This window comes from Halopseudomonas sp. (genome assembly GCF_047631575.1).
Classification (GTDB): Bacteria; Pseudomonadota; Gammaproteobacteria; order Pseudomonadales; family Pseudomonadaceae; genus Halopseudomonas.
Genome location: NZ_JBLIAB010000011.1, coordinates 11,651 through 36,455, shown reverse-complemented (window position 1 = coordinate 36,455; position 24,805 = coordinate 11,651). Strand labels below are relative to the sequence as shown.

Annotated in this window: 20 protein-coding genes and 1 pseudogene; 11 read left to right on the top strand and 10 right to left on the bottom strand. The window is 54.4% G+C overall.

What is annotated here, in order from left to right:
• Positions 1-26 precede the first annotated feature (26 nt).
• Entirely contained in the window at positions 27-1,202 is a 1,176-nt protein-coding gene (locus ACJAXR_RS14705; protein ID WP_415059013.1) for an alpha/beta fold hydrolase, read from the top strand.
• Positions 1,203-1,297: 95 nt separating this feature from the next.
• Positions 1,298-2,398 (top strand): NADH:flavin oxidoreductase, encoded by a 1,101-nt coding sequence (locus tag ACJAXR_RS14700; RefSeq protein ID WP_415059012.1) that lies wholly within the window; start codon positions 1,298-1,300, stop codon positions 2,396-2,398.
• Between the two features lie 85 nt (positions 2,399-2,483).
• Here ACJAXR_RS14700 and ACJAXR_RS14695 read toward each other — a convergent pair whose 3' ends face one another.
• Entirely contained in the window at positions 2,484-3,062 is a 579-nt protein-coding gene (locus ACJAXR_RS14695; RefSeq protein ID WP_415059011.1) for a TIGR00730 family Rossman fold protein, read from the bottom strand.
• A gap of 167 nt (positions 3,063-3,229) precedes the next feature.
• Here ACJAXR_RS14695 and ACJAXR_RS14690 point away from each other — a divergent pair, with 167 nt between their 5' ends.
• Positions 3,230-3,898 carry a TVP38/TMEM64 family protein gene (locus ACJAXR_RS14690; RefSeq protein ID WP_415059010.1) on the top strand — a complete coding sequence of 223 codons (669 nt, stop codon included), beginning with the start codon at positions 3,230-3,232 and terminating at the stop codon, positions 3,896-3,898.
• Positions 3,899-3,976: 78 nt separating this feature from the next.
• On the opposite strand, the gene ACJAXR_RS14685 is transcribed toward ACJAXR_RS14690, so the two are convergent.
• Complete coding sequence (locus ACJAXR_RS14685; RefSeq protein ID WP_415059009.1) at positions 3,977-5,899, bottom strand: Cache 3/Cache 2 fusion domain-containing protein; 1,923 nt, start codon at positions 5,897-5,899, stop codon at positions 3,977-3,979.
• 247 nt (positions 5,900-6,146) lie between these two features.
• On the opposite strand from ACJAXR_RS14685, the pseudogene ACJAXR_RS14680 reads away from it, so the two are divergent.
• The 4 genes and pseudogenes from ACJAXR_RS14680 to ACJAXR_RS14665 all read left to right on the top strand — a co-directional run.
• Positions 6,147-6,335: pseudogene (locus ACJAXR_RS14680) on the top strand (IS3 family transposase); the annotation flags it as partial.
• A 249-nt stretch (positions 6,336-6,584) separates the two neighbouring features.
• Complete coding sequence (locus ACJAXR_RS14675) at positions 6,585-7,994, top strand: DUF2130 domain-containing protein (RefSeq protein WP_415059008.1); 1,410 nt, start codon at positions 6,585-6,587, stop codon at positions 7,992-7,994.
• A gap of 90 nt (positions 7,995-8,084) precedes the next feature.
• Positions 8,085-8,645 carry a hypothetical protein gene (locus ACJAXR_RS14670; protein WP_415059007.1) on the top strand — a complete coding sequence of 187 codons (561 nt, stop codon included), beginning with the start codon at positions 8,085-8,087 and terminating at the stop codon, positions 8,643-8,645.
• Positions 8,646-8,740: 95 nt separating this feature from the next.
• Positions 8,741-9,640 carry a neutral zinc metallopeptidase gene (locus tag ACJAXR_RS14665; RefSeq protein WP_415059006.1) on the top strand — a complete coding sequence of 300 codons (900 nt, stop codon included), beginning with the start codon at positions 8,741-8,743 and terminating at the stop codon, positions 9,638-9,640.
• Positions 9,641-9,659: 19 nt separating this feature from the next.
• Here ACJAXR_RS14665 and ACJAXR_RS14660 read toward each other — a convergent pair whose 3' ends face one another.
• The 5 genes from ACJAXR_RS14660 to ACJAXR_RS14640 all read right to left on the bottom strand — a co-directional run bounded on the left by ACJAXR_RS14660 (position 9,660) and on the right by ACJAXR_RS14640 (position 16,229).
• Complete coding sequence (locus ACJAXR_RS14660; RefSeq protein WP_415059005.1) at positions 9,660-12,245, bottom strand: ABC transporter permease; 2,586 nt, start codon at positions 12,243-12,245, stop codon at positions 9,660-9,662.
• Entirely contained in the window at positions 12,235-12,888 is a 654-nt protein-coding gene (locus ACJAXR_RS14655) for an ABC transporter ATP-binding protein (protein ID WP_415059045.1), read from the bottom strand. The genes ACJAXR_RS14660 and ACJAXR_RS14655 overlap by 11 nt, the downstream gene beginning before the upstream one ends.
• A gap of 319 nt (positions 12,889-13,207) precedes the next feature.
• Entirely contained in the window at positions 13,208-14,455 is a 1,248-nt protein-coding gene (locus ACJAXR_RS14650; protein WP_415059004.1) for an ATP-grasp domain-containing protein, read from the bottom strand.
• A 372-nt stretch (positions 14,456-14,827) separates the two neighbouring features.
• The gene (locus ACJAXR_RS14645) at positions 14,828-15,307 is read right to left on the bottom strand and encodes a hypothetical protein (protein WP_415059003.1); all 480 of its coding nucleotides are present in this window, start codon (positions 15,305-15,307) and stop codon (positions 14,828-14,830) included.
• Positions 15,297-16,229: a metal-dependent hydrolase gene (locus ACJAXR_RS14640; RefSeq protein ID WP_415059002.1), complete on the bottom strand. Its 933-nt coding sequence runs from the start codon at positions 16,227-16,229 to the stop codon at positions 15,297-15,299. Before ACJAXR_RS14640 ends, ACJAXR_RS14645 begins: the two co-directional genes overlap by 11 nt.
• Before the next feature lie 149 nt (positions 16,230-16,378).
• On the opposite strand from ACJAXR_RS14640, the gene ACJAXR_RS14635 reads away from it, so the two are divergent.
• Positions 16,379-17,440: an AraC family transcriptional regulator ligand-binding domain-containing protein gene (locus ACJAXR_RS14635; RefSeq protein ID WP_415059001.1), complete on the top strand. Its 1,062-nt coding sequence runs from the start codon at positions 16,379-16,381 to the stop codon at positions 17,438-17,440.
• On the opposite strand, the gene ACJAXR_RS14630 is transcribed toward ACJAXR_RS14635, so the two are convergent.
• Positions 17,414-18,703 carry an NADH:flavin oxidoreductase/NADH oxidase family protein gene (locus ACJAXR_RS14630; protein ID WP_415059000.1) on the bottom strand — a complete coding sequence of 430 codons (1,290 nt, stop codon included), beginning with the start codon at positions 18,701-18,703 and terminating at the stop codon, positions 17,414-17,416. The two genes, ACJAXR_RS14635 and ACJAXR_RS14630, sit on opposite strands and share 27 nt — an antisense overlap.
• A 259-nt stretch (positions 18,704-18,962) precedes the next feature.
• Here ACJAXR_RS14630 and ACJAXR_RS14625 point away from each other — a divergent pair, with 259 nt between their 5' ends.
• On the top strand, positions 18,963-19,679 hold the full coding sequence (locus ACJAXR_RS14625; protein WP_415058999.1) for a hypothetical protein: 717 nt from the start codon (positions 18,963-18,965) through the stop codon (positions 19,677-19,679).
• Positions 19,680-19,692: 13 nt separating this feature from the next.
• Here ACJAXR_RS14625 and ACJAXR_RS14620 read toward each other — a convergent pair whose 3' ends face one another.
• Positions 19,693-20,793 (bottom strand): ADP-ribosylglycohydrolase family protein, encoded by a 1,101-nt coding sequence (locus tag ACJAXR_RS14620; RefSeq protein WP_415058998.1) that lies wholly within the window; start codon positions 20,791-20,793, stop codon positions 19,693-19,695.
• Positions 20,794-21,402: 609 nt separating this feature from the next.
• On the opposite strand from ACJAXR_RS14620, the gene ACJAXR_RS14615 reads away from it, so the two are divergent.
• Together ACJAXR_RS14615 and ACJAXR_RS14610 are read left to right on the top strand one after the other, a co-directional pair.
• Positions 21,403-23,484: an autotransporter domain-containing protein gene (locus ACJAXR_RS14615; RefSeq protein WP_415058997.1), complete on the top strand. Its 2,082-nt coding sequence runs from the start codon at positions 21,403-21,405 to the stop codon at positions 23,482-23,484.
• 219 nt (positions 23,485-23,703) lie between these two features.
• Positions 23,704-23,916, top strand: coding sequence for a glycine zipper 2TM domain-containing protein (locus ACJAXR_RS14610; RefSeq protein ID WP_415058996.1), 213 nt, complete (start codon positions 23,704-23,706; stop codon positions 23,914-23,916).
• A gap of 99 nt (positions 23,917-24,015) precedes the next feature.
• On the opposite strand, the gene ACJAXR_RS14605 is transcribed toward ACJAXR_RS14610, so the two are convergent.
• Positions 24,016-24,714, bottom strand: a complete 699-nt coding sequence (locus tag ACJAXR_RS14605) for a haloacid dehalogenase type II (protein ID WP_415058995.1) — start codon at positions 24,712-24,714, stop codon at positions 24,016-24,018.
• Between the last annotated feature and the right edge of the window lie 91 nt (positions 24,715-24,805).

Here is a 24,805-nt window from a genome sequence, read left to right as displayed (position 1 = left end):
TAAAGCTGCGAGAAGCCAAGATCAGTATGCCCGCATCGAGTCACGACACTGCGCAATCCCTGGCCGCTGCCACCTTGGCAGCGCAATTGCCTCATGGTATTCGCTCCCGGCAGGTGAATAACGGCAACGGCTTGAATATGCATATTCTCGAGGCCGGATTTGAGCAATCGGGCCGTGAGTGTGTATTGCTCTTGCACGGCTTCCCTGAGCTCGCTTATACCTGGCGCAAGGTAATGCTGCCTCTGGCTGCAGCGGGCTACCACGTGGTCGCGCCGGACCAGCGTGGTTACGGCATGACCGAAGGGGCCGATCTGCGCTACGACGGCGATCTTAGCCAATACCATGCGCTCAATCTAGTACGGGATGCCTTGGGTCTGGTGCTGGCGCTTGGCCATGGGTCCGTTGCAGCGGTCGTGGGCCACGATATTGGCTCGCCGGTGGCGGCAACCTGCGCCCTCACACGGCCCGACATATTCCGATCAGTAGTGCTGATGAGCGCTCCCTATTCAGGGGTGCCCGCCTATCGCTTTGACGGGCGCAACAGTGCTGAACGGGCGGCCCGTGTGCATCAGGATCTAGCGGAGCTCGCCACGCCGCGTCTGCACTACCAACGCTATTTCTGCATGCCCCAGGCCAATACTGATCTGCTCGATTGCTCGCAGGGGTTGCATGATTTCCTGCGTGCCTATTTCCACATGAAAAGCGCCGATTGGGCAGGCAATACACCCGCGCCCTTGGCATCCGCCAGTGCAGCAGATTTGGCCACCATGCCTGAGTATTACGTTATGGCGATGGGCAACACGATGCCCCAGACGGTCGCGTCTTGTATGCCGGCGGAGGCGCAGGTGAGTGCTTGCCATTGGCTGCCCGAGGAGGATCTGGCAGTGTACGCGCGCCTTTTCGCTACAACTGGATTGCAGGGTGGTCTGCAATGGTATCGGGCTTTTGCTTTGGCAGCGTCCCAGGCCGAATTGCTGCTGTTTACGGGTAAGACTATCGACGTACCGTCCTGCTTTATAGCTGGTGCCAGCGATTGGGGTATTTATCAAAGCCCTGGTGCTTTTGAAGCAATGCAAAGCCGCGCATGCACGGATTTGCGCAGCTGCGACCTGATACTTGACGCAGGACATTGGGTTCAGCAGGAGCAGCCCGAGGCTGTGGTGGAAAAGCTACTGGGGTTTCTGGCCTCACGGTTGAAATAACTGATCGGTTTCATCGAAAGAATGCATTTGGCTTCTGATTGGTTGGCGGTCAGACTTGTTCTTATCATTTATTTAGTAATTCAGAGGCCAACCCTATGAGCGATGTAATGCAGAGCATTCGATTTACCAACCAGACACTTGCCAACCGGTTTGCCCTTGCGCCCATGACACGTACCAGCGCCGAGCCTGACGGCGCGCCCAACGAGGCCATGGCCGATCACTATGAGGCTTATGCCAAAGGCGGCTTCGGTCTGCTAATCACTGAGGGTACTTATACCGATGGTGGCGCCAGCCAGGGTTACGCTAACCAGCCAGGCATTATCAATGACGCTCATATCGACGGTTGGAGGACGATCGTTGATCGTGTCCATGCGGCGGGCAGCACAATTTTTGCTCAACTTATGCATGCCGGCTCCCAGTTCCAGGCTAACCATTACACAGACCAGCCCATTGCCCCCAGCGCGGTAAAGCCCAAGGGAGTTCCACTGGGTATCTATGGCGATCAGACCGAATGGAAAACGCCGAAGAGCATGACCGAGGAAGACATCGAGTTCGCTATCAGAGGGTTTGTTCAGTCGGCATTGAATGCCAAGACTGCCGGATTTGATGGCATTGAGTTGCACGGCGCTAACGGTTACCTGCTACACCAGTTCCTGAGCACTTATTACAACCAACGAGATGATCGTTACGGTGGCAGTCTGGAAAATCGTTTGCGCGTTGTGGTTGACGTCATCAAAGCTGTCCGGCAGGCAGTAGGCAACGACTTCACGCTAGGGATACGCCTTTCACAAGTGACGGTAACGGATCCAGACTATCAGTTCCCGGAAGGAGAAGTCGGCTTCCGTCAGATTGCCGAAGCGGTACGCGACGCGGGTGCGGACTTTGTGCATACCACCGATGGCGATGTGCGCCGGGCAAATTTCATCGACGGGAACAAGACCTTGGCCGACGTAGTGGCTGAAGTGGATAACCTTGAGTTGATCATCAATGGTGGCATCGACGAGATCAATCTGCAGGATTGCGCCGCTGACTTCCCGCAAGCATTGTTGGCAATCGGCAAGAAAGCCTTGGCCAACCCTGACTTTGTTCAGCGCCTCAAAGATGGCAAAGAAATTGTTGATCTAGACTTTGCCATGCTCAAGCCCAAAGCCACCATCACCAATGAACTGGCCTGGCGCGCAAATCAGGTCGTCTGACCCCACTCCCCGGTAATCTGAACCCCCGCGCTGCTCTATCAAGGATTTGAGCGGCCGGGGGGTTCTCGTTTCTCTGGGCTGAAAGCTAGCGGCCGTTATTGCCCATCCACTTAGCTGTCGGGGGCGCTTCGTAGGCTTTTACTCTGGCCAATATCGATTCCACATCCGCTGCGACAATCAGCATTTCGCGGTAGGATGGCTTCATAAAGCCTTCGTTCATGGAATGATCGAGGAAGGCGATCAGTTTGTCGTAATAGCCGTGCACATTGAGCAGCGCGCAGGGCTTCTGGTGATGGCCGAGCTGAGCCCAGGTCCAGACCTCGAACAACTCCTCAAAGGTGCCGACGCCGCCAGGCAGAGCGATAAAACCGTCGGACAGATCCGCCATAATCGCCTTGCGTTCATGCATAGAGCCCACTTCGCGTAGCTCAGTCAGACCGCTATGAGCCAGCTCACGCTCGACCAGCTGACGGGGGATTACGCCAAGGACCTCACCGCCAGCGGCCAGCGCCGCATCCGCCATGGCGCCCATCAAACCGACTTGCGCGCCGCCATACACCAGACCGATGCCTGCCTTGGCCAGCGCCGTACCCAGCTGCTGGGCGGCTTCAAGGTATACAGGTTGATTGCCGGGACTTGAACCGCAGAAAACACAGAGTCTCACAAGCGCTCCTCAGATGGAGTAGGGGAAAGGCATGTCCGCCAGGTATGGAGAGCAATGCCGCACATTAACTGAAAAAGGTGCGTTTCTCAAAGCGGCGCGCTACGTCTGGGGTATCATCGCATTCGGCATACACACTGAATATATATCCGTCATAGAGAGGTTGCTGGATGGCGCTGAGAGTTGCAGTGGTTCTGTTGGTCCTTACCGCACTGGCGGGTGCCTGGTGGTTATTACAGATACTGGGAATGCCCGCGAGTCTGGCACCGGATATGCTCTCCGAGTGGCTTTCCAGTCAGGGCAGTGTCGGGCCACTTTTGCTTGTCATGCTGATGATTATCGCGGTGGTGGTCGGCCCCATTCCTACGCTCCCTGTAAGCGCGACTGCGGGTCTGGCCTTTGGTGTGCTCACGGGCACAGCAATCGCCGCTAGCGGTGCATTGATTGGTGCTATGGCAGCCTTCTGGATTGCTCGATTTCTTGGGCGTGAGGTAATCTGCAAGCGCTTTCCAGACAACCCGGTATTTGCCAGAGGGGGCTCACAACGCTTTCTGACCATCACCATTTTTTTGACCCGACTGATACCGGTTTTTTCCTTTGCCCTCATCAGCTATGCCGCGGGTGTCACGGCAATACACGCCTGGCGCTTTGCGGCAGCGACCTTGATCGGCATGCTGCCCATGACGATCGTTTTTGCTGGCCTGGGCAATACCTTCACGCTGCATCCCGTCTGGACCGTCCTGGCCGGGTTGGCCATTCTGGTCGTGATGGTTTGGCTACCCTGGTCCATCAGCCGTCACCCGAACTCCCGGCTAGCCCATTGGTTGAAGCTGCGATAAAGGAATAGCTCCTGAGAGGGCCAATTTTTAGCTCGGCCACCGAGCATAGCTCTTAGAAAAATCGATCCTCTTTCGATGTTATACCTTGTAGTAAGCCAGCAAGGTGCGCAGCTTATCGGCCAACAGTGTTAGATTCTGGCTGGCATCTCGCGTTTGGGCGACCAGTTCACCATTCTTCATCGCTTCGTCGCTGATACGCAGCACATTGCGATTGATATCTTCGGCTACGTGACTCTGCTCCTCTGCCGCACTGGCAATCTCAGTGTTCACTTGACTGATGCGCGTTACAGCCGCCATAACATCGCTGAAGGCCTTGCCTGCGCCTTGGGCTGCCTCGGCATTACTCACCGCGAGCGTACGGTTTTCAGCCATCATCGACGAAGACCGACTCACACCTTGCTGCACGCGTTCAATCATGCCGCGAATCTGTTCGGTTGAAGCTTGTGTGCGCTGGGCCAGGGAACGCACCTCGTCGGCAACGACCGCAAAGCCACGTCCTTGCTCTCCGGCGCGTGCTGCCTCGATCGCAGCATTGAGTGCCAACAGGTTGGTTTGACCGGCAATATTCACAATGACTTCCAGCACCGATCCGATGTCGTGGCTTGCGGAAGCGAGTTCATCGATCACGACCATGGACGAAGAAATCTCTTCCGCCTGGCCTTGAATACTACGAATGGTTGCAGCGAGCGAGTCTCTGCCTTCAAGCGCCTGTGCGCTTGCTTGATTGGCGGCGTCCTCGCCTGTCGCTGCACTTTGCGCGACACTCTGCGCGGTCAGACTCATCTCGTGCATGGCCGTCGCGACCATCTCGGTTTCAGTATTTTGAATATCTATTGAAGCATTCGATTTTTCAGCGACTTTCGACAGTTCATTAGCCTGAAGCAGTAGAGTGTTAGCTGATCCCAGCGCCTCACTAATAGTATGTTGTATGCGGTCCAGAAGCCGATCAAACGCGCGGGCCAGAATGCCGAACTCATCTTTGTTGGCACTTTTGAAACGAACGGTCAAATCGCCATTGCCGTCGGCTATGTCTTCAATGGCTTTGATATTGGCTTTCAGGGGTTGGCCGATCATAAGGTTCATCAACAGACTGATACACACGGCCAATATGACGCCTGCCAGGGTGATCATAAAGGCGATCGAAGTTGAGCTGGAGAACACCAGTTCACGTACTTCAGCCTTGGAGTATCCAGCGATAATGTTATATCCCCATGGAGTAAAAGCGCGTGTATCGACGTGCCAATCTGCATTGTTATCCGCGACGGCTGCATTGATGTCGTCTTCAGTCAAATGATCGGAATACATTCTGAGCTTACCGCTGGGGTCGCGTAGAGCAACAAAGCCATCTTCCAGTATCCGTGCACTGGAGATGGCTTCGGACAGGGCGCTCAGGTCTGCAGAGTAACCCACATACCAGATGCCCAGCGTATTGCCCTGGGCATCTTTGATGGGCTCGTAGCCGGTCAAGTAAGGCTTGCCGAGTATATCTACCTGGCCATAGAACGCGTTGCCCGCAAGGATCGCCTTGATTGCTGCACCATTGGGATCCAACAGCGTGCCAATGGCCCGTTGACCATCGCGCAGCACGTTGGTGGATACACGCACAAAATCGTTACCCTGCCGCGAAAAAAGTGTTGCCGTGCCGCCCATGATCTCGGTAACGCCATCTACCAGTTCAAAGTCATTGGCCTGTGGCAAGCCGCCCAGCAGCAGTTGCGGGGGGGAAACCGAACCCACACTCACATTGCTGCCAAGCGCAGGATTGCCTAACGTGGTGCCGCGTTGAATCAACAGCTGCATGCTGTTCTTGACCCGGTCGCTCATGATCGAATCGGTCAGGCCCAGAAGCCTCGCCGCTTCGCTAAGCCTGCTGGAGGCGCCCTCCAAGGCCTGATTGTTTATTTGTTTACTTTGAGTGACGGAGCTAAAGGCAACCGCGGCAATAATAAAGATCAACAGTAGGCAAGCCAGGGTAAGGACAAACTTTTTTTGAAGTGTCATCAGCGGTCAGCCTTTATGAGATATAACAATGCGATTTTTGTATCATCGATATCAATTATTAATAATAGTATTCGATTATTTTGATCGGCAACACTTTATTAGCTAAACCTCAAGATATTCAAAATCTGTTTTATGAATATTGCTCAGAACGACTGCATGAAAAATCAATCGTCCTACTCTGCGCTGCAGACAACTCAGCCCTAGATTATTCTCAATTATCTGCTGGTCTGCGATATCAGTTACGCTCTCTTATCGCGATCGAGATGATCAGCGTTTATTGGTCCAGGTTAAACATTTATGGCTTGAAAGTGGCGACGTGTATGGTTATCGCAAGATTCATCTGGATCTTGGTGACGTTATCGATGGGTCGATGAAGCCACGCATGACTGCTGAATTAGTGCTGGATGCTCTATTAGCAGCGGTCTGGCGCCGTAAGTCGTAAGCTTGTGTCATCGGTCGAGTGCGAAAAGCATCACTCCCAAGGTCGGGTGAGCGCCTGGAATATCCGGGGCGATTTACCGACATGTTATGCACCAGCAGGCAATATCCAGTGCTGCCGGTTAAAGGCACAGACGAAGAGGCTCACAATTGCCTCTGCAATAGTAGCGCCAATTGGAATTCTCCCGCATGCCGCAGAGCGGCGGCCTATAATCCGGTCTAATGATTACTTTATAAATGAGGGAATATGCACGAGATCATCTGTCCGCATTGCGGCAAAGCTTTCAAGATTGACGAGGCCGGGTACGCGGACATTCTCAAGCAGGTTCGCGACAGCGACTTCGACAAGCAACTGCACGAGCGGCTTGAGCTGGCGGAGCAGGATAAGCGCAACGCCGTGGAGCTCGCGCAAACCCGGGTTGCCAACGAATCGCAAAAGATTGCCGCGCGCAAAGATGCCGAGATACAGGAGTTGAAGGCCAGGCTGGAGGCGGGTGAGGTCGCACGCAAGATGGCTGTGACCGAGGCGCTTAACGCGGTGGAGAAAGAGCGTGATGCCCTTGTCAACGAACTTGCCCAGGCGAAGTACGATAAACAGGCGGTCTCTCAGCTAGCTGAATCGCGGCTTGAAAACGAACGACAAAAAGCCGCTGCTACGTTGAGCGCTGAGACTCAGAGCCTGAAGGCGAGGCTTGACGCAAGCGAAGTTGCGCAGAAGCTTGCGATCAATGAAGCAGTCGGTGTGGTTGAAAAGGAGCGCGACCTGCTGAAAAACGGGTTGCAGCGCGCCGAGCTGGAAAAGCATCTTTCCGAGACAGCGCTGAAAGACAAGTATGAGACGCAGATCAAGGACCGCGACGATGCAATCGAGCGGCTGCGGGACATGAAGGCGCGCCTGTCGACCAAGATGGTGGGTGAAACCCTGGAGCAGCACTGCGAGACCGAGTTCAACCGCATACGAGCAACTGCGTTTCCTAAGGCTTATTTCGAGAAGGACAACGACGCGCGCACCGGTAGCAAAGGTGATTATATCTTCCGCGATCTTGATGATGCCGGCACTGAGATCGTCTCGATCATGTTCGAGATGAAGAACGAAGCTGATCGCACCGCTACGAAAAACAAGAACGAGGACTTTCTGAAGGAACTCGACAAGGATCGCATCGAGAAGGGCTGCGAGTATGCGGTGTTAGTTTCGCTGCTTGAACCTGACAGTGAGCTCTATAACACGGGGATCGTTGACGTGTTCCATCGCTACCCGAAGATGTACGTTGTCCGGCCACAGTTTTTTCTGCCCATGATCACGCTGCTGCGTAACGCGGCGATGCACTCGCTGACATACAAGAAGGAGCTGGCGCTAGTGAAGGCGCAAAGCATTGATATCACCAACTTCGAAAACGAGCTCGATTCCTTCAAAAACGCATTTGCGAAGAATTACGACCTCGCTTCTCGGCGCTTTCAAACGGCGATTGATGAGATCGACAAGTCGATCGATCACCTGCAGAAGACCAAGGAAGCCCTGCTTGGTACTGACCGCAATCTGCGTTTGGCGAATGACAAGGCGCAGGACGTGACGATCAAGAAGCTGAACCGGGGCAACCCGACCATGGCGAACAAGTTTGCTGAACTAAAAGGTAAAGATCCTGCCGATGAAGAGTGATATGTGATAATCGTCGCATTCACTTGCCTGGCTTAACCTGGGCACTGATTCGGCGAACCGCTCACAGGGATTTCAACGGGGTCATCTTGGATGTCGGACTTTATGGCAGTAAACAGCAAGCAGGGCGCTGCAGCCCCGGCGTTTCATTTACAGCTACCCGATGGCTACCAGGCACCGGCTGAGTGGCGTGGTCAGAGCTGTATCATGTTGCCCGCTGCTCCGTGCTGGGCTGTGTTGGATTATGCCGCCGTGATGGCCAGCCGTGAGCTGCTGCAGGGCTTGTTTGCCGAGAATGATGCCTGGCCACCTGCTGATCTCACGGCCGCTGATGATGCCGCCGACCTGGCTTGGCATGAAGTTGAGTTTATCCACGGGAAGTCCTTTGCTTACAGCCTGCTGAGTACGGATTTGCAGCGTTGCTTGGGATGCCTCTATCTTTACCCCACAGCCAGTCGCGACCATCAGGCAGAGGCTTACCTGTGGACCGCGGTAACCGAAACGGAGTTACTGCGTTGTGCCGTGGTCGATGAAGTTATGCACTGGCTTGAAAGTTACTGGCCATTCAGTGCGCTGGCGTGGCCTGGGCGCTCCATTGCTTTTAGTGACTGGCCCCACGCTAACTACTACGCAGTGCAGCGGAACGCAATCTAGGCCCACCGACGAAGCGCTCGATACCTGCGCTCTTGAAGAAGGGTGGTGGTGCCTGGAATACGGTGAATGTTTACTACCTGATTGAGGATGTCTGAATGGATTGGCGTGGCAGGCGGCAAAGCCGCAACGTTGAAGATCGCCGGGGACAGCCCCTGCGCAGTGCCGGGGGTGCCGGTGGCGTTGTGATGCTGGTTCGGTTTCTACCCATGATGTTGCGCAGCAAGATCGGGCGCGTCGTTCTGGTGTTGGGGGTAGTAGTCTTCTTCGGTGCTCGGCTGCTGGGTATCGATCTGCTCCAAGTAGTGGACGGCAGTTCGCAAACTGCGTCGCGTCCGACCCAGCAGTTTTCCCCACAGGAGCAGGAGCTGGCCGAGTTTGTATCCGTTGTACTGGCAGATACCGAAGATACCTGGAATGGTATTTTCGCTGCTTCCGGCCAGCGCTATGAGGAGCCGCGCCTGGTGCTGTTTTCCAACCGGGTGAAGTCAGCCTGCGGCACGGCGAGCTCAGCGGTTGGACCTTTCTATTGCCCCGCAGACAATCAGGTGTATCTGGATCTGGTTTTTTTTCGGGATCTTAAGTCGCAGCTGGGTGCGCCTGGGGATTTTGCCCAGGCCTATGTGGTCGCCCACGAAGTAGGGCACCACGTGCAGAACTTGATGGGCATCAGCCAGAAGGTGCGTGCGTCCGGTGCTGGCAAGAGCGCGGCGCGGGTGAACGAACTGTCAGTGCGCCAGGAGCTTCAAGCAGACTGTTTTGCTGGTGTATGGGGTCATAACGCCAACAACCAGCAGCTGCTGGATGCGGGCGACCTGGACGAGGCGCTGACCGCTGCATCGGCCATTGGTGACGATCGTTTGCAAGGCCGTTCGGGTGGGGACGTTGTGCCCGATAGCTTTACCCATGGCACCTCCGAGCAGCGGGTAACCTGGTTCAAACGTGGCTTTACCAGCGGTGACGTGGCGCAATGCGACACCTTTAGCGCGCAGCTCTGAAGTCACTAATCGGTTTTGCTCATCCCTCGCGCAACAACTGCGCTGGATTGAGTCTCAGTGCCCGCAGTGTCGGCAACAGCCCACCTAGCAATGCCAGCGCGCTGACCGTACCTGCCACAAGAGCGCCAATCCACCACAGGTCGCTCACCGGCAACTTCAGCAGCGTGGCTGCCAAGGGCAGGGCGATCAGTGCGCCGAGTGCGGTGGCGAATAACGTTGAGAGAGCCGTGAGCAACCCGGTTTCCAGCAGCATGGATGCCGCAATAGCCTGGTGCCGGGCACCTAGACAGTGCAGCAGGTTGGCTTCATAGAGTTGACGCCTGCGGCTGACACTGACCACGCTGGAGAGTACCAGCAGGCTGGCCATGAGGCTGACTAGGGCGACGGCGGCAAGACCGGCAGCCGCCTTGTTAAGAAGACCGCCTGCTGTCTCGAGCCAGTCGGCGGTGCTGAGCGTCATCACATTCGGAATGTTTCTGGCTAGCCACTGCTGTGAGCTTTTCGCGGCTGGGTCGCTCTGATAGACCACGCCAACGTAGCGACCAATCAAGTCATCCAGTGCGCCATCCTGGAGTACACCTTCAAACCAGAAGCGGGTCTGCAGACCTTTTTGTCGGTAGATGGCCTTTATTTCAGCGGCAATGGGCTGGCCTACAGCGAGAAATTCCACCTGGTCGCCAACAGTCAGGCCGAGTTGGTTTGCTTCCCGGTCCTCCATCGCCATGAAGGCCGGTTCACCCGCTGATGCAGGGGCCTTCCACCAGCTACCGGCAACCAACTCGAGATCTTCCGGATTGCCGGACAGGTAACTGAGTTTGTATTCATCCCCCATGGCTTCGCGCCTGGCTTGGGCATTGTTTGCGAGCACATCGGCGATCGGTTGCTGGTTGATAGTTGCCAGGCGGCCACGGACCAAGGGCAGCAGCTCAGTGTGGCTCGCCGGGTCAAGCGAGGCAAGGCCAGACTCAAGCATTTCGATTTGGTCAGGCAGTACGTCGTACAGAATCAGGGCAGGGGATTCGGCCGGTATGGTGGATTCTAGCGCGCGCAGAAGGGTGCTCACCAGCAGGGTACACGCGACTACCAGCGTCAGCGCCGTGCCCAATGAGAGTAACGTTGCTCGCAGGGGCGAATCGGGTCGGTGCAGATTTGTCAGTGCTAGTCGTCGGGCAAAGTTGCGACCGGCAAAGCCGCTGTTTTCTAGGGCTTTGGCACCCCGTTGTAGACCTTTGATCAGCACTTCCAGCAGACCCCAGAGCACGACTACGGCGAGCAGGAACAGCAAGCCAAGTTGCGGCGATGGTAACCAGAATACCGTAGCCGTTATGTATACCGCCAGCAGCAGATAACTGGCGATGCGCCAACTGTGTGGTTCATGGCTAGCGGCCTGAACCTGGCCGCGGAACAGCCCTGCCGGCGAAGCCGCCAGGGCTCTGGCCAGCGCTGGCAGCGCAAAGACGTAGGCGGTGAGTACCGCAAAGAGCCAACTTAATAGAAGCGGTACTATCCATAAACTGATCCATTGGTCAGCGCTGCTTGCTCCGGACACGGCAAAGGCGTTGCCCGCAAGGGTGATGGCGGCAGCCGACAGTAGCAGGCCGATGGCGCCGCCGATCAGGCCAGCCAAGCTGCCGAGTATGCCAATCTGTAGCAGATAAATGCCGACCAGCGGGCGCCGACGCAGGCCAAGGGTTTGCAATGTGGCGATGGTGCCAAGTTTTTCGTCCAGATAGGCTTGGATGCTGTTGGCGACACCCAATCCGCCGATGAACAACGTGGTGAAGGCGATCATAATCAACGCCGTGGCAATCTGGTCCAGCCGCTCGGCGATGCGTTCGCTGCGCTCGGCAAAGGTGGTGGTATCCCAACGTGTCTCGGGAAAGGCCTGCTCGAATTCAGTCAACCAGCCAGTTAGCTCGCGGTCGGTCTGTACGCGGTATTCGTAATCAATGCGGCTGCCTGGGCCGATCAGCGTGGCTGCATGCAGCCCCTCTTCGGATATCATGATCGGCAGGCCTCGCCAGTTGGCGTTCAGACTGCGATCTGGTTGCGCTTGAATCAGAGCGCTGATGCGAAAGGTTGCGGTGCCAATCTGAATGGTGTCGCCAACCGACTGGCCCAGTCGTTCAGCCAGCAGGGGGTCCATGACGGCGCCCCACAGATCATCCTGACGTGCGGTAAGTTCGCCAAGGGATTGGTTTGGCGTGAGCAGCAGTTCGCCGTATAGCGGGTAGGCCGCATCGGGAATTAGGATCCCGGCCCTGAAGAAGTTCTCGCCTTGCTTGTCACTGACCATGCTGTCGAGTTCGCGCACCAGTGAGATGCGTCCGGTCCCGCGAATCCATGCCAGCACGCCCTCTGGCAGCGGCTCACTGGCATCCAGTTCGACATCGCCGCCCATTAGCGCACGGGTATCTGCCAGTAAACTCTGCTCGATCACTCGGTAGAGGCTGGCGGTGGCTGCTACCAGGGTGACGCCGAGTATCAGGCAGGCCAGAAAGACCTTTAGGACGGAAATACGCGAGCGCAGATCAGTGATCGCGAATCGCAACAACCACAGGGCCTTAGCGGACCTAAGGGGTTTGGCGGTTTTGTCAGATTGCATGCAGTCGTCCGCCCTCCATCCGCACGCGATGTTGACAGCGCTCGGCCACACGCTCGTCGTGGGTCACCAGCACCAGTGTGGATTGGCTTTGCTTGTGCAGGTCGAACAGCAGCGACAGTATTTTTTCGCCGGTTTCCTGGTCCAGATTGCCTGTTGGTTCATCGCCCAGCAGCAAACTTGGCTGGTGCACCAGTGCGCGGGCTATTGCGACACGCTGTTGCTCACCGCCTGAGAGCTGCCCAGGAAGATGCTGCACACGGTGGCTAAGTCCCACAGCATCAAGCATGTCCATGGCGCGCTCACGGGCGTTGGCCTGGCCGGTAATGTCCAGCGGCAGGCTGACATTACTCAGCGCAGTGAGGCCCGGCAGCAAATGAAATGACTGGAAGACGATGCCCAAGTGTTCACTGCGCCAGTCGGCCAGCGCGTTCGCATCCATGCCGCCCAGGCGTTGGTCACCAATCAGTATCTCGCCCTGATCGGGCCGCTCTAGGCCTGAGAGCAGCAGAAGCAGGGATGTCTTGCCGCTGCCGGAAGGGCCGGTAATCGCCAGTGTCTCGCCGGGTAGGACGGTGAGCGATGCATCTTTAAGTACGACAACGGTCCCTGACTCTGTTGGGTAGGCGAGATGAATTCCGTTCATTTTGACGCTGCTGGTCACAGGGTCTCCTTTGGCTGGTCTTGGCTCAAGAAAGATACCATGCCAAGCCAGCGTTGGTGTGTGATCTTGGTATTAGCGTTCAGAGGGAGTTGATTTGTGGCAAGGGGTTGCGTTTGCGATGATGCCGAGCATCCGTGTCGGGACCGCCGCCCCTGCCGGGGTGGTGGGAGCGCAGGAGTAGTTGTGGTTTCAGTGAGTCCGGATGTTGAAGTGGTTTGGGAGGAGCCGAGGCCTCGAGGCGAAACTCTGACATTCGCAGCGGGGCCGTCGCTCCTACCTGGGGAGTGTGTGTGCTGAATCTTTAAACGTAGAAGTCCAGTTCTTCCTGGGCTTTGAGCAAGTCCCTCATCGTGATGGGGTCTTCGCCGAAGAAAAAGATCAGGCCCCAATGGGTGCCGAAGGCCGATCGATCCGGAACCGTTTCTTCTGCGGGTGCAACCAGTTCGTGGGACTCGAAGTAGGGGTGATCAATCGTTTCCGAAGGCATTTCCAGCTTGCTGACCACACGACGCCGTGGATACACACCAAAGCACCCTGCATAGCCCTTGGCATCGACCACTTCGCGTGGGAAAAAGGCATCCACTTCTTCTTTAGTGCTTTTGGGATCGAACACCAACATCGAGGCCTGGTACGCGCTGAATCCATAAGCTCGCTCAATCAACTCAAAGGCCTTGAACCCTGGCGGACGGTAGGCGACTTCACCAAAGTACATCTCACCGTCTGCGGTGACGAAGTACTCGGGATGAATCAAACCGAACTGGATGTCGAAGGTTTTGATCAGCAGTTCGATCTGCTTGGTGATCGCTGGACGCCAGCTCTCGAGCTGCTCGGTAGCAGGGACGAATACCGAGTAGCCCAAGGTGACGTATTCGGAAATATTCAGGAATTGGATTTTACCGTTATGGATCCAGGCCTCAACAGCAAACTCCCAGCCATCCAGATGACTTTCCATCAACAGCGGATATTCCTCGACGGGAATGGCGTCAATATCTTCAATTTTGCGAATCATCCGATGGCCGAGGCAACCGGCTTTGTCGAACGCTTTGACATGAATCGGGTCATCGGGGTCGCCGTCCAGTTTGAGCAGTGTCTGGTTGACGCGCTTCATGAAGCGAATGATGTCTTCTTTCTTGTGGGCTTCCTCGAAAATACCGACACGAATACCGCCAAGCTGAGCGCGGCGCTTCATTAGCGATTTGTCGCGAAACAGAATGGATTGACCATACATGCGCGGGCTGTCCATCAGGACCGAGTTGATGGCACCAGACCATTCGACCGTTTCTTCGAAAAGCGGTATGGCGACGTCAACGCCTTCAGCCTTTAGCTTTTCGGCAATCTCCATGGAGCGATCATTAAGACGGGTGAAATCCCAGGATATGTAAGGGATCTTGTTTGCAGTACAGAAATCTGATGCCCAATCCGGAGCAACCACGATATAGCGACGGTCAAACTTCTGCGCGGCCTTGATTGCATTGACACTCCAGCCAAGCAGGGCAATGTAGCCTTTGTTCGGGTCCTTGGCGGTTTCGGTTCCTTTGACAGAATCCATGTTGGGATCGAGCTAGGAAGCTACATCAGCGGATAGTTGAGTTTCTGACATTTTAGACATGTACATTTTCCTTGTTGACGACTCCTTACAGACTGCACTTTTAGGGTGTGCATCGGTCTGGTGGAGTCTTGAGATAGCCTCGACTACTAGAGGCTGGGTGACCACGCATTGGATGGAAGACGATGGCTCGAGACACTTCGCTTGGAGCACAATTGGCGGGTCAATTTGTTTCAATATTAAGAACAGTGTAGACGAATTTTCGTCATCTACCCATTTTGGAGTATGAAATGGATTGAAAGTTGACGGCGGCCGTTGAAATATTCGATAGCAGGTTGACCAATGCATTGAGTGGTTGGCTACCGCTCTGGCACGCTATCTCGGGGCTCTGAGGAATTTAAGAGCTACGGTTATGACCACGACACAAGAAATGACAATGCCGACATAAAACAGGAAAAACGCAATGCCGTTGGCGATGGATGAATCGGCATTAAAGATCAGCCCGCGAGCATCAGGGAATATCGGATCCATTACCGATGCAATCACGATGGTCCATGCCACAATAACCATGGCTGCGGCCAGACGATAAATGGGTATCACACGCGTATGTATGATCGGCACGATAGCCGCCAGTATCCATAGCAGCAAGCCATTGGTGATGCCTTCCATGTGGGCCATCCGCCAGGAATCATAGGTGCCGGGTAGCTGGTAGGCGATTGCCCCGGGGAACGGCCAGAGTCTGATTTCGCCAATCAGAAAAAACAAAAAGGCAAAGCCCACGACAAAACCAAACATTAGCACCAGGGCGCCATGTCCAATGAGTAAGCGTTGGGCCCTTGCAAGTTCATCTATCATTATTGAGATCCCTTGTCTGGTGGTTATAGCTGAAGCTGGTTTTCAGGTTGTTGGTGTCCAGTACGGCGAGTTCACGATTGCCTCGGTTGTAAGTATTGACCCAGTCAATGCACCACTGGGGATCTTTGATCGTCGAGGGGTGATGACCGGGCAGGCAGGCAGTCATCAGCGCAGGCAGCATGTTGGCGAAGAATTTTGTAATTATCTTGAGCAGTGCCCAGCGTGAGCTCAGATTGGTCCATAAGCCGTCTTTTTTAAGCATGGCCTGATAGGCTTTTCTGCTGTACTTCACCACATGCGCCGTGGCAAATAGGGTGCCGTAGACGCGATAGAAGTAGTTGCCATACACGGTTTGGTAAGCATCGAAAGCGACGTTCTTGTGCTCTATTTCTTCGACAAAGTGCCAGAGTATCAGTGATGCCACGCGGGAGTCTGAGCCGCCGAACAAAGAGTCCCGATTATTGACCAGCCAGTGGCCAATGCCCAAGGCCATGGACTCGAAACCGCAGGCATAGGCCAGGTTGAATTTCAGTGAACGGTTTTTTTCGAAGTGCGCAAAGTCGGCTTTCATCTGCTCCTCAATACCTAGGAGTTCTGGGTATCCCTGTTTGATCAGCAGGTCATTGAATCTGCGATGTTGCTGATAGTGCTGGGCTTCCTGACCCATATACAGCTTCACTTCATTCCTCAGGGTCTCGTCACCGATCTTCTCGAGAGCCTTGCGCATGGTCTTGATCAGGTAGGGTTCGAGAAAGGGCATGGCCAGTGATGCGCCATTGACCATGTGGCTCCACTCCGGTTTGCTGTTATTCCAGTGCGGATCGAAGATGTCGGTAAAGCTGAACGGCATCTTGCGCACAAGCAGTGCGTGAGCTGATGCGGGTGCGAGATTAGTATTGTCTGAGTTCTGCTGATCGTTCATGACTGTGCTCCTCGTAAGAGGCTGTTGTTCGCCCGCAGCCGGCTTGCTCGTTTTCAATTCAATCCTAGCGAAATCATCACTATTGGGGAGGTTATTAGGTGACTTCGTGGGGTTAATAGATGACAATAAAACTTTGAAGGAACTTGGGAATGGGTTTGCAACCAAGTGAGTGGCGGGTTCCGAGTAGCTACTCGCGAGTTGTGGCGCGGGAGCTTGATTTGGCCGAACGTGAGCTTGCGTTGTTGCTAAGCGGTACGGGTCTACCTACCACTATCCTGTTGCCGGGAGACGAAAGTCACCTAAGCGCAGCGCAGCAGCTGCGCATTCTGGAAAATGCCCAGTCCATCATGTCCTCACCCGAATTTGGCCTGCGCCTGGGTTGTCGACTGAAACCGTCCAGCCACGGGCCAATGGGATATCTGGTGCTTAGCAGTCCCGACGTGCTCACGGCCATGGAATCTTTTGCCGAGTACCTGCCGTTGCGATTGCCTTTTTCGGCAGTGCAGATCACTCAAGACGCCGATTGGCTGACTTATACCCTGCAGTTGAAAGTAGATGCCAGTCCGGCTGTGCGTCGGGTGTTGCAAGAATGCTTTGCGCTGATGTTGCAGTCGGTAGTCGAATCAGTTGTGGATCGCGAACTGACTGAATCCCGTATTGGTCTGGCGCATGGGAAACCGGCTTATCACAGGTTGTATGCCGAATACCTGCATTGCCCCGTGCAGTTTTCCCAGCCGGCTAACACCTTTCAAGTTCCCATCGAACTTGCTCTCCAAGCCAATGCGGCGGGTCATTCTGAGTCCTATGCGGTGGCTCGAGCTTTGTGCCGCGGACTGCTGGAGCACATGCCATCCAGTCAGTTGTCGACCCGTGATCGGGTTCGGCGTCTGTTGTTATCCAATCCGGCAGGAACCATGACGGCAAATGATGTGGCTCGGGCCTTGTTTGTCACCAAGCGAACTTTGCAAAGGCGACTTGAGTTGGAGGGCACAAGCTATCGAGGCGTTACCGAATCGCTGCTGGCCGAGCTTGCCACCCGCCATCTGGGAGAGGGCGGGCTTACCATAGAGTCAGTAGCAGTGATGCTCGGATACAACGATACAGCGGCCTTTCGTAAAGCCTTCCATCGCTGGTTTGGGCAAAGTCCCAGCGACTACCGGGCAGCTATCAAGAGTGCAGCAGGGTTAACCGTTGCGGCGCTTGACCAGTGATTTTTGGAGTGATGTCGTTTCCTTGGTGGCCTGAAATACGGACAGTGCAGGGTCGGCTTTGCCATTGCGTCCAAGACGATCGATCTGCGCAAAATACCAGTACTGCACAGCGAAGGTAGCCATGGCTTTCAGTGCGTTGACCTTGCTGAGAAACGCTAGCCAGCTGGGGAACAGGGCCAGGCGGTTTTCATAGCGAGGGAGTTCAGCCAGTCCGGCGAGCAATTGCGCCGGAGCGTCAGTCATGACGCACATGGGGCGGCCCAGGCCTATCAAGTCGGCGCCGCCGCTGTCCAGTGCCTGTTGCATCACCACCTTTTGTCGGAACCCACCGGTGACCATCAACGGCACTGAAATCTTGCTGCGCATGGCCAGGGCAAAGTCGACAAAATAGGCTTCGCGTTGTTGGGTGGATTTAGCCACCTTTTGTGGCTCTTCCGCTTCGACGCCCTCGACGCCTAGCAGTTTGGGTTGCTCGTAGGTGCCGCCGGAGATTTCGATCAGATCGACCCCTGCCTGCTCTAGCCATTCGACCACTTGCAGACTGTCTTCGAAGTCAAAGCCACCTTTCTGGAAGTCGGCACTGTTGAGTTTGACGGCAACAGGGAAGTCCGCGCCGACGGCCTCACGTACGGCGGCGACGGAATCTAGCAGCACTCGGGCACGATTTTCCAGGGAGCCGCCGTACTCATCGCTGCGCTGGTTGCTCCGTGGGCTGAGAAACTGCGACAGCAGATATCCGTGGGCTGCGTGTATCTGCACCCCGGTAAAGCCAGCGGCTTTGACCGCCGTGGCGCACACGGCGAAGCGTCGGACGATATCGGTAATTTCTGACTTTTCCAGTGCGACCGGCTCACCGAACTGACCGCCGGGCAGGCCCAGCTTGATCGGCGAGGGCGCTTTGGGGTGGGGGTTGATCATTTTCATGGTTTGCCGGCCGGCGTGGCTGATCTGCGCCCAGAAGTGGTTGCCGTTGCGCGTGGCAGCGTGCGCCCAACGACTCAGAGCTGCCTGCATTGCAGCATCGGGTTCGCGGTCGATGAATACATTGCCTGGACGTTCAAGATGATCGCGGTCGATTTGAATGTTGCCCGAGAGCAACATCCCCGCACCCCCATCACTCCAAAGCCCATACAGCCGCTCAAGTTCAGCGGTAGGCACGCCATCGGGAGTGGCCAGGCCTTCGGTCATAGCGGCTTTGGCCAAGCGGTTGGAAATAACGGCGCCGCAGGGCAGGGTAAGTGGGTCGGCCAGGGATTTGCTCATGGGGTACTCTTTTTTGTTTTTGCAGGTACTGGAAGTGTATTCGGTTTTTTTACCTGGAAGATACTGTTTGTGCTGGGTGCATTCTGCTTCGCGGCGGGGCCGCCGCTCCTACCGGCGATGATGGAGCCTGCTGGGAGTTCGATATTACATTCGGCGTTGATATTGAAATTTATTGCAACAGATTTCTATATCTGTTGTCAGATCCTAATAACAAAGAATTATCCCGCTAAATTTAACAAAAGGAACTTTCGAGTAGCCCATGATTGAATGGACTTTGGCGAATCAGACACTCTTCAACGCTGGCGTTAGTGCCGTCACGGTGATCATTTGGGTCATATACGCACAGCTGCTGTACTCAGGGTTTCGTCGCCAGCGCACGCCCAGTGTGACCATCAATCGTGGCAGGCAAAAAGATCTGGACGCCCTGTGCATCATTAGTAATATGAGCCAGGAGGCTGTCTATGTGGAATATATCCTCGCTACCCTAAGAACATCAAAAGGCACTGTTTCAATGGATGTCACGGATTGTGAGCGGTTTTCCTCGGAAGAGCGCGATGACGAAAACGGACAAGGGCAGAACGCCTCAGCGCTTTCTGACAACCTTCATGACAATACCCGGCAAGGTCCTATGCTCTCAGGACGTTTTATGCATATCGGTACGTTTAATGGCGTAATCATGCGCCTGGCACGGGCGGCAGGCATCCCAATGCGGGGCAACCGCCCGGAGGGTGACATACACTTGGAATGTCTGACCATTCAGATTATTGCCCTGTACGGGCCGGACTCGCGGCCGATCAGCGCTAGCAGGAGCTTTAACATCAAGAACGAGCAAGGCGAGGGCATATTGACTCCCTCGTCTTGGCAAACCTATCAAGGTGTTTCATTCCTGCATCGTCGCCGGCTGACCAAGATCGTTGACGAAATGAACGAAACCAACTTTTCGATCAGCTCGACTATTCGCATGGATCGCGATTAGTTTGGATTGGAGGTCATCTTGTTGAGGCGGTATTGTTGATAAGCCGTTCTATGGCCCGGTTGATTGACGCCTGTTCAGTGAGTTGATCAAACAGATCTCCCGCCGGTCCACCGTGGATCAGACCTAGCAGTACGCCAAGCACGGAGCCACGGTGAACGTTGTCGCCGCCGACTTCCGCATTTAGCTGCAGCGCTTTCAGTGGGTCTTGCTGGTGCTTGCACGCGAAGTACAACACTGCTGGCCATGAATCGCTGATGTAGCAGGCGGTCGACAGTGTCCTACCGACTACTTCCCGCTCTGGGCGATTGCCTTCTACCAGTTTGGTAAGCTCGCGGCGGGGCAACCCTCTAGTGGCCGTTAGCAGCAACTCTTTTACAGATGTACTGTCGTCGCGAAAGAGTAAGCCGTCGATCAGGTCAACGTAGGCATCGCATACATCCGCCAGCGAGGCGTCGGGGTGGGTCAGAGCTAAGTACTCACGGCACAGCCGACGGGTATCAGCCAGTGATGTTCCGTTTAAACGCTCGCCAATCACCAGTGGGGCAATGGTTACCAAGCCGCCGACGGAGGGGGTGTCGTGGGTGACTGCAGCGCACTGGTCTGGCGCCGAACCTGCGTTTAAATTGGAGAAGAAGCCCCGGTGGTAGGACTCGGCGTAGGTATCCGGGTGGGCCGGTTCGTCCGAGGTCATCAGTTGTATATAAGCTTGCAGAAAGCCATCGCGGTCATAATGCCCGCCAGACTGGTGCATGACGTTCATCAGTGCCAGTGCGCAATGGGCATTCAGAGTGTTATCTCCGGCGCTCATGCCCTGATGGTAATGCACGTTCGAGCGATTCCAGAATGACGCTTTCCCTTTGAGAATAACATCGCCAACAATATCGGCTTTGCCTGCGGCGCCGGCGCTTTTGCGACCACCCTGGCTGGTCGAGTGCAGGGACATGATGGACGATGGGTGGAATTCGGGGGGCGCCTCAAAGGTTTTTATGCCTTTAGGAAATGCCTTGTCGAGATCGTGGACGTTATAGAACCAGTGTACTGGCATCGCCAAGGCGTCACCAATAAACAGGTTTTGCAAGGCGGCAGTCGCCCTGGCAGTTATGTGCTTTTCCATGATTTTGCCCTCTGGTGTATCTGGAATCAGTTACCTAGAATACAGGGTCTGATGGGCAATAGAGGGGCTTGCGTCTTCGTTTGCTTAACAGGATATGTACGATGCAACGTAGTGTCGGGAGGTATTCGACTTCCAATAGGATCATTTTGGTAAAAATGCCAACGGGACAGTCAAACTGACATGGTGGGGTACCTCCGCGCTTGTTGCCTAAAAATCAATTTTGGTCAGCCGTGAAATTAGTTAGATTTTTATTGAACTAATAAAAAAATATGCTGCCTTAGCGTTCGCACAGTTTCCTTCCATATACATCTTATATTTTAAAATTATTGCTTAGCCGCTAAAATAAAACTTCCCATGGCTGAGAAAGGTGTGTAATTAAGCTAGTGTCTTAGCTGGTTTTAAATAAGTTCGTCCCGTTAAAAATGTCTATAAAAAATAGGCGAAGCATACAAATTAATATATCCCTTTGTTATATTTTTGTGCTTTAAAAGTTCACACCTAAAAATCATGTAGTGCTACTTTCTTCGGTTTTTTGCCGGTGCGATCTGTTTTCGTGCGCTCGGAAAAAATAATGGGATCGTATGTGCTACTTAAAAAACCTCAGTGAAAATGAAATTGATCAGTATAGCGATTGCCTCCGCGATTATAGCCTGGGCGCCGGCTGGCTTTGCTCGCGAAGCAGTTGCGCTTCCTGGCGTAGTCGGTGCGGAAGGTGAGCTAAATGGTGTCGACACGACGGGTGATGCAATTTTGACCGTTGGCGATAATCAGAATATCAACACGTCTGATGATCTAGGTGGCGCGTTTACAACCGCAAGCGGCGGTACCGGCGAAATCTTGTTTTCGGGAAGCTCGACGGTAACCGGGGATACAGGTCAGACGGGTACCCGGTACCGCAATATAAGCGCCGGTGCGGCTGGCGAAACGGTGACACTTAATGGGGCGCTTTTTGCACAGACCTTATCAGTCAGTGGTACGGGCACTGTCAACCTGTTGGGTGACGTTATCGTGGCACCGAATTTTGTAGGCGATGGCGTTTTAAATTTCGGTGCAGGCAAGAGTCTGATTGGCGCAATCACGACCAATACAGCGAATACCGGTACCCTTATCCTGAATAATGGTAGTCGTGTGACTGGTGCCATTGGTGGTGCAAGCGGCCTGAAGTTCGTCAGAGTGTCGGGTGGGAATGCCTCCATTACCGGCTCGGTGCAAGCGCGAGGATACGAACTCGGCGCAAATACCTTGATTATTGATGGTGCGTTAACCACTAACGCCAACGGTACTATCGCGAGCACGCTCGCCGGCAACGCTCTATACGGTAATATCCAGCCAACCGGTTCTTCGAATATTGATGCCAGTGGCGTTACTGTTATTCCAACCGTCACGGGTATATTGACGCCCGGAACCACGTTTACGATCGTCAGGGGCCTGTCTGGCACCGTTGGCGCTACTGTGAACGTCCTCAACACCAACCCGCTTTATACCTTCTCCAGTGTGCCAACCACCACCGGTGATGTCCTTATTACTGTTGAAAGTGTGCCTCTGGCGCAGAGTGTCGCTGGCCCCGCTTCGAACCTTTTGGGCGCGCCTGGCCCAGCAGGTTACGACGTTCAGAGCGTCCAGAGTATAATCCTTGCCCTGCCAACGTTAACCAATGTGCCTAATGCTCTGAAACAACTGAACCCCGGCAGTACCAACCTGGCCGCCCCGTGGGTTGCCGGACAAGCCACAGGGCTCATGGATGACGCCTTGATAGCCCGCCTGGACGAGGTCCAAAGCCAGTGCAGTGAGACTGGCTACAAGCCCGAAACAGCAGATGTGTACACGTGTCAGCGCGACGAGCAGCCCAACAATTTTTGGCTGAAGGGCTTTGGTGGTCTAGGCGACCAGGACGATGTCGGTGCAGCTAACGGTTACGATACCAAGGCCTATGGCTTTGTGTTGGGCTATGACATGCCGGTGAGCGATACTACCCGTGTCGGTGTCAGTACGGGCTACGTGCAAAGCGACATCGAAGAAAACGGTTTCTCCGGCAAAACGGCGGTTGATTCTTATCAAGTGAAGGCATATGTCGAATATGCGCCGCAACCTTGGTACGTCCAAGGCTCTTTAGCCGCTGGCATAGACCGTTATGACGGCTCACGGCAGATCGTATTTCCTGGTTTGAGTCGTAGTGCTAAATCCAACTATGATGGCCGACAATATACTGCGTTGGTTTCTGCTGGTAAGCATTTCTCCCTTGATCAGGCGATCACCGTTACCCCGTTCATGTCATTACAGGCGTCCAATATTCAAGTGGACGGCGATACGGAGCATGGTGCTGGAGACCTGAATCTGAATGTGAGCGATCAGGACTACAACTTTGTTCAATCGAGATTAGGTATTAAAGCTGAGCGCGTTATACATGTCGGTAAAAATACCTACATCCCAGAAGTTCATACCAAGTGGCTGCATAATTTTAACTCAACGACTATGGAGCAAACTGCAGCCTTTGCCAGTGGTGGCTCGGCATTTGATGTCGAGGGTATAGATCAGGATCGGAATCTTTATAATGTCGGTGCGGGCATGACACTCCTGTCGTGTAATTGCGATAAAGACTCCTGGGCCGTCAAAGGGCAATATGACTACAAGTGGAATAAAAGTGATTATTCGTCAAATCAGTTTTCAGTAATCGCAAACCTCAACTTTTAATGATTTACTAATTATGGGTGTTTGCCAAATCGGGAAATCGGGAAATCGGGTTTCGGTCTTTGTGTGTGATTAACAAATCGAGATCTCCGGGCTTAACCGCGACAGGCTGCTGGTGCACAAACACCAGCAGCCTGTCAGGCGAAAAATGAAAGTCCGCCTTATGCGGAAACTGACGAATAGTCAGATTATTTAATACAGCAACGCACTGGAGTACGTCATATGAATACATCAAAATTGGTATTGACCGGTCTTCTGCTCACCTTTCTGGGTCTGAGCGGTTGTTCCAACATGTCGCACCAAGATAAGACCACCGCTGGCGGTGCTGTTGTTGGCGGCGTGGCGGGTAATGTGTTGTGCGGTACTGCGCTTTGCACCGGTGTAGGTGCGGCAATAGGTGGCGTGATCGGTAATGAGGTTGGTAAAAAGAAGTAGTCGTTGAGTAGAGCGTGTACACGTGCAGTACGGGCGCGCTCTACTTTAAAGAAAGGATGATGCGTTTGGCGATCGCCCTGATGGTTATGTTCTTCTCTATCAATTCTTTTTCCAGTGCTTTATAAGCTGTTGGATCAAGTCGCCTAAATCTGCAGATATGAAGTTTGGTTGTGGCAGCTCGGCCACTGGAAGAATGGCGTTGTGTGGTCGAGTCAGCAGCGCTCCGTGACAGCCTACAGCCTGGGCTCCTGCGGTATCCCACAGGTGACAGGCGACCAGAACAAGATCAATTGTCTGCATACTCAGTTCATCGGCAACCATCTGATAAGTTTCCGGTGCGGGTTTGAACTTGCCTATAGCGTCAACGCTAAAGCTGCGCTCAAAGAAGTCTCCCAACCCCGCACGCTCAAGTGGCGAAGGCGATGAGCCGCCTGGTGAATTGCTCAATGTCACCAGTCGAAAGCCGGCTTTACGCAAGGTATTCAGCGCCGGCGCTACATCTGTGTGGGCGGGCATTACACTCAACCGCTGTTTCAACTCCTCGATATCGGTCTGCTCAATGGCAATGCCGTGAATGGTGCCGACCATATGCAAGGTGCCGATGGCCAATTCGCCAAAGGGGGCGTAACGGCCAGACAAGGTCATGGTTTGCGAGTAGAGAATCAGTTGGGCAAACCACTCGCGCAGGACTACGCCATCACCAAATACGCGCTCAAACAAGGGACTAAGGGTAGTGATATCGAGCAAGGTTTCATTCACATCGAAGACGATGATGGGTGTTCGCTGTTGATCGGTCATGCAGCACCTCTATGCGGACAATTGTGGGTGATTCGCTCATGTCCGGTATATGATTCGCGCCCCAGCGCTTAAGTTCAAATCTCAGGTCATC